14 protein-coding genes are annotated in these 13,772 nt (G+C 62.2%); 6 read left to right on the top strand and 8 right to left on the bottom strand.

Annotated elements, in window-relative coordinates; all coding sequences use genetic code 11:
• The first annotated feature begins 98 nt into the window (after nucleotides 1-98).
• The 3 genes from lptB (at nucleotide 99) to MUN81_RS00770 (ending at nucleotide 2,845) form a co-directional block, all read left to right on the top strand.
• A complete protein-coding gene (lptB, locus tag MUN81_RS00780) occupies nucleotides 99-830 on the top strand; it encodes an LPS export ABC transporter ATP-binding protein (protein ID WP_245114503.1) in 732 nt (243 codons plus the stop codon).
• Nucleotides 831-882: 52 nt separating this feature from the next.
• The gene (locus MUN81_RS00775; protein ID WP_245114502.1) at nucleotides 883-2,436 is read left to right on the top strand and encodes a GH3 auxin-responsive promoter family protein; all 1,554 of its coding nucleotides are present in this window, start codon (nucleotides 883-885) and stop codon (nucleotides 2,434-2,436) included.
• A 145-nt stretch (nucleotides 2,437-2,581) separates the two neighbouring features.
• Complete coding sequence (locus MUN81_RS00770) at nucleotides 2,582-2,845, top strand: hypothetical protein (RefSeq protein ID WP_245114501.1); 264 nt, start codon at nucleotides 2,582-2,584, stop codon at nucleotides 2,843-2,845.
• Nucleotides 2,846-2,863: 18 nt separating this feature from the next.
• On the opposite strand, the gene MUN81_RS00765 is transcribed toward MUN81_RS00770, so the two are convergent.
• Entirely contained in the window at nucleotides 2,864-3,646 is a 783-nt protein-coding gene (locus tag MUN81_RS00765) for a TIGR00266 family protein (protein ID WP_245114500.1), read from the bottom strand.
• Between the two features lie 152 nt (nucleotides 3,647-3,798).
• On the opposite strand from MUN81_RS00765, the gene MUN81_RS00760 reads away from it, so the two are divergent.
• Entirely contained in the window at nucleotides 3,799-4,383 is a 585-nt protein-coding gene (locus MUN81_RS00760) for a hypothetical protein (RefSeq protein ID WP_245114499.1), read from the top strand.
• Nucleotides 4,384-4,392: 9 nt separating this feature from the next.
• Here the strand turns inward: MUN81_RS00760 and MUN81_RS00755 are convergent, their stop codons facing one another.
• From MUN81_RS00755 to MUN81_RS00725, 7 genes are all read right to left on the bottom strand, one after another.
• The gene (locus tag MUN81_RS00755; RefSeq protein ID WP_245114498.1) at nucleotides 4,393-4,785 is read right to left on the bottom strand and encodes a hypothetical protein; all 393 of its coding nucleotides are present in this window, start codon (nucleotides 4,783-4,785) and stop codon (nucleotides 4,393-4,395) included.
• A gap of 121 nt (nucleotides 4,786-4,906) precedes the next feature.
• Entirely contained in the window at nucleotides 4,907-6,463 is a 1,557-nt protein-coding gene (gltX, locus tag MUN81_RS00750; protein WP_245114497.1) for a glutamate--tRNA ligase, read from the bottom strand.
• A 149-nt stretch (nucleotides 6,464-6,612) separates the two neighbouring features.
• Nucleotides 6,613-6,804 carry a hypothetical protein gene (locus MUN81_RS00745; protein ID WP_245114496.1) on the bottom strand — a complete coding sequence of 64 codons (192 nt, stop codon included), beginning with the start codon at nucleotides 6,802-6,804 and terminating at the stop codon, nucleotides 6,613-6,615.
• Between the two features lie 58 nt (nucleotides 6,805-6,862).
• A complete protein-coding gene (locus tag MUN81_RS00740; RefSeq protein WP_245114495.1) occupies nucleotides 6,863-7,246 on the bottom strand; it encodes a RidA family protein in 384 nt (127 codons plus the stop codon).
• A 135-nt stretch (nucleotides 7,247-7,381) separates the two neighbouring features.
• Complete coding sequence (gene glmS / locus MUN81_RS00735) at nucleotides 7,382-9,217, bottom strand: glutamine--fructose-6-phosphate transaminase (isomerizing) (RefSeq protein WP_245114494.1); 1,836 nt, start codon at nucleotides 9,215-9,217, stop codon at nucleotides 7,382-7,384.
• 67 nt (nucleotides 9,218-9,284) lie between these two features.
• A complete protein-coding gene (locus MUN81_RS00730) occupies nucleotides 9,285-10,832 on the bottom strand; it encodes a DUF4270 family protein (RefSeq protein ID WP_245114493.1) in 1,548 nt (515 codons plus the stop codon).
• Nucleotides 10,816-11,628 carry a glycogen/starch synthase gene (locus MUN81_RS00725; protein WP_190926432.1) on the bottom strand — a complete coding sequence of 271 codons (813 nt, stop codon included), beginning with the start codon at nucleotides 11,626-11,628 and terminating at the stop codon, nucleotides 10,816-10,818. The genes MUN81_RS00730 and MUN81_RS00725 overlap by 17 nt, the downstream gene beginning before the upstream one ends.
• A 118-nt stretch (nucleotides 11,629-11,746) precedes the next feature.
• Between MUN81_RS00725 and panC the strand changes: the two genes are divergently transcribed.
• Entirely contained in the window at nucleotides 11,747-12,592 is an 846-nt protein-coding gene (gene panC / locus MUN81_RS00720; protein WP_245114492.1) for a pantoate--beta-alanine ligase, read from the top strand.
• Nucleotides 12,593-12,682: 90 nt separating this feature from the next.
• A complete protein-coding gene (locus MUN81_RS00715) occupies nucleotides 12,683-13,729 on the top strand; it encodes a lysylphosphatidylglycerol synthase transmembrane domain-containing protein (protein ID WP_245114491.1) in 1,047 nt (348 codons plus the stop codon).
• The last annotated feature ends 43 nt before the right edge of the window (nucleotides 13,730-13,772 follow it).

Here is a 13,772-nt window from a genome sequence, read left to right as displayed (position 1 = left end):
AATTCAAGTCAATTGTTAGGCAAGCCGACTGATTTTGTCGTTGCTTTCGTTTATTTCCCGGGTTCGGCCGCCGTGCCGCAAGCCCCTACCTTTGCCCTATGATTCTTCGCGCCGACCACCTCATCAAAAAATACAAAGCCCGTACCGTCGTCAACGACATGTCGGTGACCGTGGAGCAGGGCGAAATCGTGGGCCTGCTCGGGCCCAACGGCGCTGGCAAAACCACCTGCTTCTACATGATGGTGGGCATGGTGAAGCCCAACGCCGGCCGCATTTTCCTCGACGACACCGAAATCACGACCATGCCCATCTACCAGCGGGCCCGGCTCGGCGTGGGCTATTTGGCCCAGGAAGCCAGCGTGTTCCGCGACCTGAGCGTGGAGGAAAACATCATGGCCGTGCTCGAAATGACCAAGCTCAAAAAGGAAGCCCGCCAGGCCAAGGTTGAGGAGCTGCTCGAAGAGTTTAGCCTCGGGCACGTGCGCAAAAACCTGGGCAAGGTGCTGAGCGGCGGCGAGCGCCGCCGCACCGAAATCGCCCGGGCGCTGGCCGTCGACCCTAAGTTTGTGCTGCTCGACGAGCCGTTTGCGGGCGTCGACCCTATTGCCACCGAAGAAATCCAGGGCATTGTGGCCAAGCTCAAGCACCGCGGCATCGGCGTGCTCATCACCGACCACGACGTGAACGCCACCCTCAACATCGTGGACCGCGCCTACCTGCTCTTCGAAGGCAAGCTGCTGAAAGCCGGCACCGCCGAAGAGCTGGCCAGCGACGAAACCGTGCGCCGCGTGTACCTGGGCAAGAATTTCGAGCTCAAGCGCACGTTTTAAGGGCCGCGGAGCGAAAGAAATCCAGGCCTCCGTTTCACTCAGCACATTGCCTATGCTCGACCAGCTACTCGCCCACGCCGTTCAATGGAGCAGCCTGCCCCGGCTGGCCCGCGTGCGCGAGCAGCCCGACGCCCTGCAGGCCCGGCTGCTGACGCACCTGCTGAGCCGGGCCAAAGCCACCGAGTGGGGCCGGCGCTACGGCTTTCGGGAGCAATTATCGGCCGCCGAGTTTGGCCGCCGGGTGCCGGTGAGCACTTACGAGCAGCTGTATCCCGAGCTGGAAAAAGTGCTGCGCGGCGCCCCCGACGTGCTGTGGCCTGGCCGCCCGCAGTGGTTTGCCAAAAGCAGCGGCACCACCAACGCCCGCAGTAAGTTCATCCCCGTCACCACGGAGTCGCTGCACGAGTGCCACTACCGCGCCGGCCGCGACATGCTGGCCCTGAGCACCCACTTCTACCCTCGGGAGCGGCTGCTGGCCGGCAAAACGCTCTCGCTGGGCGGGGCCCACGCCGCCAACCCATTCCGGCCGCAGGAGCCCGCCTCGCGGGCCGGCGACGTGTCGGCCGTCATCATGCAGCAGCTGCCGTGGTGGGCCGAGCAGCTGCGCACCCCGCCGCTGCGCCTGGCTCTGCTGGACGAGTGGGAAGAGAAAATCGAGCGCATTGCCCGGCACGTGCTCCGGCAGGACGTGCGCACCCTGGCCGGCGTGCCCACCTGGATGGTGGTGCTGCTGCGCCGCGTGGTGGCCCTGGCCGGCGCCGACAACATCACCGAGGTGTGGCCGCAGCTGCGGCTGTTTTTGCACGGTGCCGTGGCGTTTGGGCCTTACCGCGAGCTGTTTCGGCAGCTGATTCCCGATGCGCGCATGCGCTACCTCGAAATCTACAACGCTTCCGAAGGCTACTTCGCCCTGCAGGACCAGCCCGACAGCGAGGACCTGCTGTTGCTGCTCGACCACGGCATCTACTACGAGTTCCTGCCCGCCGACCAATGGGACGCCCCCGACCCGCGCCCCGTGCCGCTGGCTCAGGTCGAGTTGCATCGGCCCTACGCCCTGGTCATCAGCACCAATGCCGGCCTGTGGCGCTACCTCGTGGGCGACACCGTGCGCTTCACCTCGCTGGCGCCCTACCGGGTGCGCATCACCGGACGCACCAAGCATTTTCTCAATGCATTTGGCGAAGAAGTCGTTATCGAGAACGCCGAGGCGGCTGTGGCCGCCGCCAGCCAGGCCACCGGCGCCGCCGTGCGCGATTTTACCGTGGCCCCGGTCTGGTTTGCGGCCGATAATGCCACTTCGCGCGGTGGGCACGAATGGGCCGTGGAGTTTGCCACCGGCCCCGCCCGGCCCGACCTGGCCCGCTTCGGGGCCGTGCTCGACGCCACGCTGTGCGAACTCAATTCCGACTACGCCGCCAAGCGCCACCGCAGCCTGGCCTTGGCCCCGCCGCAGCTGCGGGCCGTGCCCGCCGGCACCTTCGAAGCCTGGCTGGCCAGTCAGGGCAAGCTGGGCGGGCAGCACAAGGTGCCGCGCCTGCTCAACACCCGCGATGTGCTCGAAGCCGTGCTGCACACCGCCGGCGCCACGGCCAAGCCGGGGCGTTAACCAGTTGCTGGTGAAGGCGGCAAGCCCGACTGGCAGAGTAAAAACAGGCTTTTAGCGAGAATAAAGAGGCATTCAGTCGACTAAATGCGGCTTGCCCAACGATAATATTGCAAAAAGTGGTAATATTACCGTAACGTTCATGCCTATGTCCTATACTACTCAAGCACCTGCGGCCAAAAAAACGGCTTATCAGCGCCCGTATAAAACGCGTAGTCAACGCCGCTTGGCCGACCGTCGCAAGCACGACGAAAGCGCCGACTTCAAGTTCCTGATAAAGGTGGCGGTGGGCGTTGGCTTTCTGCTGCTGCTGGCGGTGGGCTTTGCCATCAAGGGCATGGCCGACAGCAGCGACGCATCGCCGGCCGTACCCGTGGCCTTGGCCGCGCCCGCGCTTCCCGCCGCTGCATAGCGGCGTTCGCGTCCCGCGCTACTCGTCCAGCATATTGCCCAGCAGGCCGCCCAGCACGCTGCCGCTTTCCTTCTGGGCGTTGCCGCCGCTGGGTGCCAGGGCACGAATGAGCTTCTTCACGGGCATCGATTGCAGCCACACGCGGCCCGTGCCCTGCAGCGTGGCCAGCAGCAGGCCCTCGCCCCCAAAAATCATGGATTTGAGGCCGCCGGCCCGGGCCACGCTGAAGTCGATGCTGGGCTCGAAGGCCACCACGCAGCCGGTATCGACGCGCAGCAGCTCGTTGTTCAACTTTTTCTCGATGATGGTGCCGCCGGCGTGCACAAAAGCCTTGCCGTCGCCGGTCAGCTTTTGCAGAATAAAGCCCTCGCCGCCAAACAGGCCGGCGCCGAATTTCTGGTTGAAGTGCAGGCTGATTTTGGTGCCCCGCGCCGCGGCCAGGAAGCCGTCTTTTTGCACAATGAGGCCGGCGGGCATGTCGCGCAGGTTGACGGGGATGATGGTGCCGGGGTAGGGGGCCGAAAAGGCTACCCGGCTTTTGCCATAGCCGCCCCGGTGGGTGAAGTGCGTGAGAAACAGCGACTCGCCGGTAATCAAGCGCGTGCCGGCCGAGAACAGCTTGCCCATGAAGCCCTGGTCGGGCTCGGAGCCGTCGCCCATTTTGGTTTCGAAGGCAATGCCTTCTTCCATGTACACCATGGCCCCGGCCTCGGCAATGACGGTTTCGTTGGGGTCGAGCTCAATTTCCAGCACCTGAATGTCGGAGCCGAGGATGCGGTAATCAACGTCGTGGGAGGTCATGGCGCAAAAGCAGAAAAGGTGAGCGGCCAAAGATAGGAAACGGCTCAAATTCCTGCATTTCAAAAAATCGGCGTGGGAACAATATTTTGAATTTGTTGCGTTGGGAAAGCCAATACAACTAACTTTATAGTTGTCGCTAACCCCTTCGCCTCATGCGCCTTTCCCGTTTGCTGTTGCTGTTCGGCCTCGCGGCCATTCTCAATGCCTGCGCCGGGGCGCGCGGCTTCTGGAACCCCAACCGCTCGGACCGCCACGGCCTGGCCCGGGGCCGCTGGCGCACCTACCACGATGCCGCCAACAAGCAGCTTTTCACCACCGGCCAGTACCGCCACGGGCGCCCAGTGCGCACGTTCCGCTACTTCGCGCCCACGGGTGCGCTTGAGCGCTCCGAAGTGTACGGGCGCGACGGCCTGTGCGAAGTAACCTATTGGCACCCCGATGGCAAAGTGGCGCGGCGCGGCACCGCGCAATGGGTCACGGGGCAGGGCAAAGCCCCGCGCTTCTACTGGTATGGCCCCTGGACGAGCTACGACCCCGCCGGCCAGGTGACCGACGTGCAAACCTATACCGACGGCACCATCACGCGCGCCGAGAAATACGAAGACGGCAAGCTCACGCAGGTAGAAACCTACGAAGGCAACAAAACCACCCGCACAGAGTCGTACCAGGACGGCCAGCTCATTCGCGTCGAAACCTTTGAGAAAGGCCTCCGCACGGGCAATACCAATACCTTGTAGCGCGGCGGTTTACTCGTCGAGCGGCAGCTCGCCGCGGGTTTCGGCAGCAGCGCGGTCGGGGTCCTCTGCGGCTTTTTTGCGCTTGGCCTCGCGGCTGGTGCGGCGCATGAAATCCTCGTCCGTCTCCTCGGGTTCGGGCGCGTGCTCGGCGTCGGCAATGGGGAAGGCTTCATCTTCGGTTTCGTCGGGGCCCGGCTTTTCGCCGAACTGGCCGGCGCGGTCCACCAGCTTTTTGTCGCGCACGTGCCGGCCCAGAAACTGGTTGATTTGCTCGATGCTGTAGTTGGAGGTGATTTCCCCGAGCGGGTTCACCCCAATCTCAAAGCCTTCGAGCTCCTTGTGGACGCGGGCTTTTTTGTCGGGGTCGGCGGCTTTCTTCGGTTTGACGGGTTTTTTGGCCATGACGGAAAAGTTGGGCAGATGTGCACCACTCTACGCGAATTCGGGCCCGCGGGTGAACCGGCCGCGCATAAAAAAAGGCCAGCCCAAGGGCCAGCCTTTCTACTATTCCGGAAAAATGCGGCTACACACGCGATGCCAGGCGCTCCACGGTGGCCCGCAGGCGCGTGCCCACTTCGCCGCTGCCCAGAATGGCCAACGTTTCGAACAGGTCGGGGCCGGCGGCGGCACCGGTCACGGCCACGCGCAGGGCTTGCAGCACCTGGCCGGGCTTCATGCCCTGGGCTTCCACCGTTTGGTTGAAGATACTTTTCAGAACCTCGGCGTTGGCGCTGGGCTCCGAGTTGGCGGGCAGGGCGTCGGCGTAGGCCGCCAGGGCGGCGCTCACCTGCGCGTTCCATTTCTTGCTGATAACCGCTTCGTCGTATTCCGTCGGAGCCGCGAAGAAGTACTTGGCTTCCTGCCAGAAGTCGTTCGGGAAGCTCACGCGCTCCTTCATCACGCCCACAATCTGCTCGGCTTTCTCCTGCGAGCACTCGATGCCGTGCTCCTGCAGGGCCGTGAGCAGGTAGGGCGCCAGCTCGGCGTCGGACTTGGCGCGCAGGTAGTGCTCGTTGTACCACTTCACCTTGTTCTGGTCGAACTTGGCCGGCGACTTGCTCACGCGCTCAATGGAAAAGGCCTGAATCAGCTCGTCCATCGAGAAGATTTCCTGCTGCGTGCCCGGGTTCCAGCCCAGGAAAGCCAGGAAATTTACCAGGGCTTCGGGCAGGTAGCCGTCCTCGCGGTAGCCGCGGCTCACGGTGGGCTCACCGGTTTCGCCGTCGATGCCGTGCCATTCCAGTGGGAACACCGGGAAGCCCAGGCGGTCGCCGTCGCGCTTGCTGAGCTTGCCGGTGCCGTCGGGCTTCAGCAGCAGGGGCAGGTGGGCAAACTGCGGCATGGTCTTTTCCCAGCCCAGGTAGCGGTAGAGCAGCACGTGCAGCGGCGCCGAGGGCAGCCACTCTTCGCCCCGAATGACGTGCGAAATCTCCATCAGGTGGTCGTCCACGATGTTGGCCAGGTGGTAGGTCGGCATGCCGTCCGACTTCATCAGCACCTTGTCGTCGATGGCCGACGAGTGCACCACCACCCAGCCGCGAATCAAATCCTGAAAGCGCACTTCCTCCTTGCGGGGCACTTTTAGGCGAATGACGTAGGGCGCGCCGCTCTCCAGCAGTTGCTTCACCTCGTCCTCGGGCAGGGTGAGGGAGTTGCGCATCTGAGCGCGGGTAATGCTGTTGTACTGCGGGTTGGGCACCTTGGCGGCTTGCAGGCGGGCGCGCATGGCGTCCAACTCCTCGGGCGTGTCGAAGGCGTAGTACGCGTGGCCGTCGGCGATGAGCTGGTCGGCGTACTGCTTGTACATGGGCTTGCGCTCGCTCTGCTTGTAGGGGCCGTGGGGACCGCCTACGCCCTGGCCTTCGTCAATCACGATGCCGCACCAAGCCAGGGCCTCGAGGATGTACTCCTCGGCGCCGGGCACGAAGCGGTTCTGGTCGGTGTCTTCGATGCGCAGGAGCATCTTGCCGCCCAGCTTGCGGGCCAGCAGGTAGTTATACAGTGCGGTGCGCACGCCGCCGATGTGCAGCGGCCCGGTGGGCGAGGGCGCAAAGCGCACCCGAACTTCTCTTTCAGCCATAACAAATGAAAAGCGCGCCCCGGAGTTCGGAACGCGCTGCAAAGGTAAGGCCAAGGGCAGTTAGCAGTTGTCAGTGAATAGTTAGCAATGAACTATTCAAGGCCAACTACTCATTGCTAACTGTTCACTGACAACTGCTAACTGGTTTTTTAGTCCCTATTCTTGAAGCCCAGCCAGAGCACCAGCCCCAGCAGCGTGATGCCGCCCCGGATGACCCAGGCCACAGCCGGGCCCCACCGGTCAATCCACGTCAGAAAAACGTAGTGAATGTTGGGGTTGATGAGCGGCAGCACCAGCGAAATGAGCCCGATAATGAGCAAGCCGAGTCCAAGTTCTTTCATGCGAGGCGGGGTTTATGGTTGGAAATAAAGCATTGCCAACGCCCGCTCCGTCAGGATATTATGCACCCACGGCAATACAGGAAATTTCCACTTGCACATCGCGCGGCAATCGGGCTACCTCCACCGTCTCGCGGGCCGGCGCCGTTGCCTCGTCAAAATAGGAGCCGTACACCTGATTGATGGTGGCGAAATCGCCAAGGTCCTTCACGAAGATGCTGCACTTCACCACATCGGCCAGCGTGAGGCCGGCGGCGGCCAGAATGGCCGTCAGGTTCTTCAGCACCTGGTGCGTCTGCGCCGCAATATCGCCGGGCACGAGCTGACCGCCGGCATCCAGCGGAATCTGACCCGAAACGTATACGGTGTTGCCCGCTTTCACGGCTTGCGAGTAGGGGCCGATGGGAGCCGGGGCCTGGTCGGTAAGAATAATCTGGTGAGCCATGCGGTGAGTTGGTGAAACAGTGAATAGGTGAGTTTAGGTAACGCAAATAACGCGAAAAGCCGCCCCTGTTTCCAGAAGCGGCTTCCCATCGGTAAGTCAAAAAAACTCACCAATTCACTGTTTCACCAACTCACCTTACTCCACCGTCACCGACTTGGCGAGGTTGCGGGGCTGGTCCACGTTGCAGCCGCGCAGCACGGCAATGTGGTAGCTCAGCAACTGCAGCGGCACCACCGACACCAGCGGCATCAGCACTTCGCTGGTGTGAGGCACTTCAATCACGAATTCGGCCATGGCCGGAATCACCTTGTCGCCCTCGCTCACCACCGCAATGATGCGGCCTTTGCGGGCCTTCACTTCCTGAATGTTGCTCACCACCTTCTCGTACGAGCTGTCGCGGGTGGCAATCACCACCATCGGCATGTTCTCGTCAATCAGGGCAATGGGGCCGTGCTTCATCTCGGCCGCCGGGTAGCCCTCAGCGTGGATGTAGCTGATTTCTTTGAGTTTAAGCGCGCCTTCCAGGGCTACGGGGAAGTTGTAGCCGCGGCCCAGGTACAGGAAGTTGGTGGCGTCCTTGAACTCCTCGGCAATCTCGCGGATTTGGGCGTCCAGTTCCAACGCCTTGGTTACTTTGGTCGGAATGGTGTCCAGCTCCACCATCAGCTCGCGCAGCTTGGTGTCGGTGATGGTGCCGCGCTTTTGGCCCATAATCATGGCCAGCAGCGTGAGCACCGTCACCTGCGCCGTGAAGGCTTTGGTAGAAGCCACCCCGATTTCGGGGCCGGCGTGGGTGTAGGCGCCGGCGTCGGTGGCGCGGGCAATGCTGCTGCCCACCACGTTGCACACACCGAAGATGGTGGCACCTTTGCTCTTGGCCAGCTCGATGGCGGCCAGCGTATCGGCCGTTTCACCGCTCTGCGAGATGGCAATCACAATGTCGCGCTCCGTGATAATCGGGTTGCGGTAGCGGAATTCCGAGGCGTATTCCACTTCCACCGGAATGCGGGCCAAATCCTCAATGAGGTACTCGGCCACCAGGCCGGCGTGCCAGCTCGTGCCACAGGCCACGATGATGATGCGCTGCGCGTTGATGAACTTCTGCTCGTAAGCCCGAATGCCGCCCATGTTCAGGTGGCCGGCTTCCAGCTCCAGGCGACCGCGCATGGAGTCGAGAATTGAGCGGGGCTGCTCAAAAATCTCCTTCAGCATGAAGTGCTCGTAGCCGCCTTTCTCGATGCTGTCGAGCTCCAGCTCCAGCTTCTGGATGTAGGGCGTCTGGCTCACGTCCTCCTTGGAGCGAATTTCCAGCTGGCCGTCGCGAATCACCACGATTTCGTAGTCGTTTACATACACCACCTCGTTGGTGTACTCGATGATGGGCGTGGCGTCGGAAGCAATGAAAAACTCGCCTTCGCCAATGCCAATCACCATTGGCGAGCCCTTGCGGGCGGCGATGAGCTGGTTGGGAGCATCCTTGCTGAGCACCACGATGGCGTAAGCGCCCACCACTTCGTGCAGGGCCAGGCGCACGGCCTCTTCCAGCGAACATTCATTCTGCTTCTGGATTTCCTCAATCAAATTGACGAAAACTTCGGTGTCGGTGTCGGAATGAAACACGTGGCCCTGCTGCTGCAAGTGCGTCTTCAGGGCCGCGTAGTTCTCAATGATGCCGTTGTGAATGATGGCAATGCGCTCCGACGTCGAGTAGTGGGGGTGGGCATTTTCGTCGTTGGGCTCGCCGTGGGTGGCCCAGCGGGTGTGCCCCATGCCTACCTTGGCGTGCGTGTCCTTGGTCGAAATAAAGGCTTCAAGGTCGCTGACCTTGCCTTTTTTCTTGTACACGTTCAGGTCGCCGTTGAGCAGCGCGACACCGGCCGAATCGTAGCCCCGGTATTCGAGCCGGTGCAAGCCTTTGAGAATGATGGGGCAGGCCTCGCGATGGCCCAGGTAAGCAACAATGCCGCACATGGCAAATTAGATTAAGTAATGGATGAGGAGAACGCGCCAGAGCGGCCGGTTGGCTGGGCCGAAAAGCCTAGCGCTTCTGCGAGTAGTACACGCGCAGCCGGATGTTGGCTGCGTCGAGCGCGGCCCGGTCCAGCGTCAGCGCTGCGGAAGAACGGATGTTGGGCGCCAGCACCAGGGCGTCGGGCGTGCCACCCAGGTTGTTGTAGAAATAGGCCTGCATGTAGGCCGTGACCGGAATGGCGTAATACGACTGCGCACCGCTGGCGTTGAGCACGCCCGCGGTCGGGCTGCCCGAACCCTGCTGATTGGTGCCATCGGCCTGCACGATGCGGTCGGTGGGCAGGAAGTTGATGACGCGCTGCAACACCTCGTTGGCGGCGTTTACTTCCACGGCATACAGTTGGCCGGGGTTGCCATACAAGGCGTTGGTAAACGGCTTAATGGGCACAATAATCTCGGCCCGGTTGATGACCACGCCCACCGTATCATTAGAGCCGATGAGGCGTTTCAGCGTAACCCGGCCCTTCATCAGCACGCGCGTAGCTAGGCCAGTGCCTTCCTGCACGTAGCTGGTGCCGCCCAGCAGCGCCGGCGGTACCGACCCCGACCGCGCGGCCAGCGCCGACAGTGAAGGCGGCAGCACGTTGTCGATGGTGGTAAAGTAGCGCGGGTCGCGCGCCGACGAGTACGTGGTACTTATGCCGCTGTAAGCGGGGCCAAAATAGATGGAGTAGATGGTGGAGTACGCAGGAGGTGACTTGCTGTGGTGGTAGTAAACCAGGATGCGCGACTTGTAGGTTTTGCTAAAGCTGACGATGCTGCTGTTGTGGTCCACATTGGGCAATACCGCCAAGCCTTTCAGGTAACTATCCAACTGGGCTTGGTTGAACCCAGCCGTATTCAGCTTGGCGTACAGTCCCGTGGCAAAAGACGAGCTCACGCCCGGCACGCCGGGCTGGCCCGGGCCCGGGGGCACGGCCGTCCGTTGTAGCAGCAGGCGCACCGTGGGGTCGGGCGTAACGGTGGTGCCAGCCGGAATGGCCGGGCTGGTGGAGGTGGCGGCCACGGCCGCGGTGGCCACGGTGATGGTACGGTCGAGGCGGCTGGTGAGGCCCTGGGCAATGGGCGCCCCCAGCGCAACCGGCGTGGCGCCGTTGTACACCTGCCGCTCGTCGAGCGGTGCCGCCAGGTTGAACAAGTCAAACTTGACGGGCGTCGTCGAGCTGCCATACACCCGGTCGAAGCCCATCACCAGCACCACCGAATCCAGTGCCGGCGAAGTAACGGTGGAAGGCAGCGAATCGGCGGGAGTGCCGCCACCGGCCGAAATGATGGCGTTGACACCGCTGGCATCCACCACGTTGAAGTACGCGGCGGCCGTGGTATTGCCGGCTACGTTGTCGGCTAGGCGGCCCACCAGGAACTGATTGGTTTTGGCCGTTTGGACCGGCGCAATGCGCACGGTGCTTGCTATCAACGGAAGGTCTTTGTACTCCGTGCTGACGGACGTGGTGTCGGGCAGGTCAACGTTCAGGTCCGTGCCTTTGTCGCAGCTGGCCAGCGCCAGGGCGGCCAGGGCCACGAAGGGAGCACTGCGGCTAGTTAGCCAATTCATTGTAAAGCGCTAGGTAGGAAGTGTGCAGGTTTTCGTCGGTGGCTACCTGGCTGAGCTTGTTGTTGAGGGCGTATTCGTGGAACATGCCGTTCATGTTTTCGCTGAAGTCCTCGTCGGACCGCACCACGGTGTCGGCATACTCCATGCCCATTTTGATGAAGCCGCTGAAATCAGCCGACTTCAGCGAGGCCAGCATCTGGTCGTCGATGTCGAGCATCTTCGCTTTCTCCAGAATGTTGCCCTCAAATTTGTCGTCGAACTCGTTGTTGTAAATCGAGAACACCGACTTGGCGTCCTTGAACACCGGGTCTTTCTTGTAGGTCGTCTTCAGGTAGAGCGGAATCAGACCGGTCATCCAGTCCGAGCAGTGCACAATGTTGGGCGACCAGCCTAGTTTCTTCACCGTCTCGAGCACACCTTTGCAGAAGAAAATGGCGCGCTCGTCGTTGTCGGCGTAAAACTTGTCATTCTTGTCGACCAGGGCCGACTTGCGGTGGAAATAGTCCTCGTTGTCGATGAAATACACCTGCAGCTTGGCCGTCGGGATGGAGGCTACCTTGATAACCAGCGGCTTCTCGTCGTCGCCCACGGCGATGTTGATGCCCGAGAGGCGCACCACTTCGTGCAGCCGGTTTTTGCGCTCGTTGATAATGCCGAAACGGGGCACGAAAATCCGAATCTCGCAGCCCATCTCTTGCATGCTGGCGGGTAGGCGCCGGAGCATTTCAGCCACTTTCGTGGTCTGCAGGAAGGGGTCAATTTCGGTGGCCGCGTAGAGGATTCGTAGCTTCGACATAATGGATTATTGAAGAGAATGGGACAAGGCCATGCTATGGGTGCACAAAATTAAACAATTTTGGGCGGAAAATCAACATAAATCATACCGAGGGCCTTGCCAATAGCCTTCCTTCTCTATGCAGATACTTACGACGGCCGCCGGGTTGCACGCCTACACCGAACACGCTCGCCAAACCGGCCAACGGGTCGGCTTGGTTCCCACCATGGGGGCCCTGCACGACGGCCACCTGCAGCTGGTACAAGCCGCCCGCACCGATTGCGACGTGGTGGTGGTCAGCCTGTTTGTCAACCCCACGCAGTTCAACAACGCCGAAGACTTCCGCCTGTACCCCCGCGTGCCCGAGGCCGACGCGGCCCTGTTGGAGCCCGCCGGCTGCACCGCCCTGTTTGTGCCCACGGTGGAGGAGATGTACCCCCAGCCGGCCGTGCTGCGCTTCGATTTCGGCGACCTGGAGCGGGTGATGGAAGGGGCCCACCGCCCCGGCCATTTCAACGGCGTGGCCACCGTGGTGAGCAAATTATTTCACATGGCCCGCCCGCACCGCGCCTACTTCGGCCAGAAGGACTGGCAGCAGGTGGCCGTCGTTCGCCAGCTGGTGGCCGACCTGTCGTTCGACCTCGAAATTGTGACCTGCCCGACCATTCGCGAGGCCGATGGCCTGGCCATGTCGTCGCGCAACCGCCGGCTCGATGCGCCGGCCCGCGCCGCCGCGCCGCTGCTGCACCAAGTGCTGGAAGCCGCCGCGGCCCAGGTACGCCAGGGCGTGCCGCCCGCCCAGGTGCGCGCCACTGCCGAGGCGACTTTGGCCCAAGAACCATTGTTCACGCCCGAGTACGTGGAAGTGGCCGACGCCCAAACCCTGCAGCCGCTGGCCGAGTACACCGCCGGCCGGGCCGTGGTGCTGTGCCTGGCCGCGCACCTGGGCGGCGTGCGCCTGATTGACAACGTGGTGGTGGAGTAGGAGAGGTGCGGCCGTGCCGCGCGCAAGGGCGTTTTACCTTTGCGGCGGTTTTTGTTCCTCGTTTGCGCCCGCAGCTATTCCGGTCTTCTATTGAAAAAGCTCTTAAACATTCTCAAATACGTCCTGCTGCTGAGCATTTCGGGCGCGCTGATGTGGTACGCCGTGCGGGGGCAGGACTTGTCGCGCATCGGGCACTACATCGCCACGGCCAACTATTTCTGGCTGGCCATTACGCTTACGCTTTCCACGTTGGGCTACTTCAGCCGGGCCTACCGCTGGCAGATGCAGCTCAAGGCCTCGCAGACGCCGGCGGGCTACTGGCCCGTGTACCACGCCATGATGGTGGGCTACCTGGCCAACCTGGTGCTGCCGCGCATGGGCGAGGTCATCCGCTGCTCGGTGCTGCGGCGCACGAGCGGCGTGCCGGTGCAAGTGGCCATCGGCACGGTGGTGACCGAGCGGGTGATTGACGTGCTGGTGCTGCTGGGCCTGCTCAGCACCTTGCTGCTGCTGGATTTCCAGACGTTCTGGCGGTTTGTGACGGTGGAAATCCTGGGCGGGCGCTACGAGACCCTGGCCCGCAACCCGCTGCCGCTCATCATTGCGGCTTTTGTGGGCGGCATTCTGCTGCTGGTGGCCGGCTTCGCGCTGTTTCGCAACCTAGAACGGCTGCGCCAGAACGCGTTTTTCAACAAGGCGGTGCTGTTTGTGAAAGGGCTGCTGGCCGGCGTGTTTAGCGTGCTGAAGCTGGAAAACAAGTGGCTGTTCATTTTCCACACGCTCTTCACCTGGAGCGTGTACTACCTCATGGATTACCTGGCGTTTTTCTGCTTTCCGGAAACCTACAACCTCGACATGCGCGCTGGCCTGGCCGTGCTCACGTTTGGGGCATTTGGCATGGCGGCGCCGGTGGCCGGCGGCATCGGGCCCTTCCACGTGCTGGTGCAGGGCGTGCTGATTGTGTACGGCATCAGCAAGGAGGCCGGCATTGCGTATGCGCTGGTGGTGCACGGGGCCCAAACGTTGCTGGTGGTGCTCATGGGCGGCATCAGCTTCGTGGCCGTGGCCGCCGCCGACAAGGGACGCCTGCTCACCGAGGCCGAGGCCATTGCCGACGAGCCGCTTACGAGCGAGTAAGCTGGTAAATTGAGTAAGTGCGTAAATCATATTACGCCGCTTC

It is taken from the genome of Hymenobacter sp. 5317J-9, from assembly GCF_022921075.1.
Classification (GTDB): domain Bacteria; phylum Bacteroidota; class Bacteroidia; order Cytophagales; family Hymenobacteraceae; genus Hymenobacter.
This window is presented reverse-complemented; position numbering and strand designations above follow the sequence as displayed.

Coding starts and splice junctions, on each gene's coding strand:
- gltX (WP_245114497.1), bottom strand. CDS start 6,463: ATGGCTGAAAGAGAAGTTCGGGTGCGCTTTGCGCCCTCGCCCACCGGG.
- MUN81_RS00775 (WP_245114502.1), top strand. CDS start 883: ATGCTCGACCAGCTACTCGCCCACGCCGTTCAATGGAGCAGCCTGCCC.
- MUN81_RS00765 (WP_245114500.1), bottom strand. CDS start 3,646: ATGACCTCCCACGACGTTGATTACCGCATCCTCGGCTCCGACATTCAG.
- MUN81_RS00755 (WP_245114498.1), bottom strand. CDS start 4,785: ATGGCCAAAAAACCCGTCAAACCGAAGAAAGCCGCCGACCCCGACAAA.
- panC (WP_245114492.1), top strand. CDS start 11,747: ATGCAGATACTTACGACGGCCGCCGGGTTGCACGCCTACACCGAACAC.
- MUN81_RS00760 (WP_245114499.1), top strand. CDS start 3,799: ATGCGCCTTTCCCGTTTGCTGTTGCTGTTCGGCCTCGCGGCCATTCTC.
- MUN81_RS00745 (WP_245114496.1), bottom strand. CDS start 6,804: ATGAAAGAACTTGGACTCGGCTTGCTCATTATCGGGCTCATTTCGCTG.
- MUN81_RS00740 (WP_245114495.1), bottom strand. CDS start 7,246: ATGGCTCACCAGATTATTCTTACCGACCAGGCCCCGGCTCCCATCGGC.
- MUN81_RS00725 (WP_190926432.1), bottom strand. CDS start 11,628: ATGTCGAAGCTACGAATCCTCTACGCGGCCACCGAAATTGACCCCTTC.
- lptB (WP_245114503.1), top strand. CDS start 99: ATGATTCTTCGCGCCGACCACCTCATCAAAAAATACAAAGCCCGTACC.
- MUN81_RS00770 (WP_245114501.1), top strand. CDS start 2,582: ATGTCCTATACTACTCAAGCACCTGCGGCCAAAAAAACGGCTTATCAG.
- glmS (WP_245114494.1), bottom strand. CDS start 9,217: ATGTGCGGCATTGTTGCTTACCTGGGCCATCGCGAGGCCTGCCCCATC.
- MUN81_RS00730 (WP_245114493.1), bottom strand. CDS start 10,832: ATGAATTGGCTAACTAGCCGCAGTGCTCCCTTCGTGGCCCTGGCCGCC.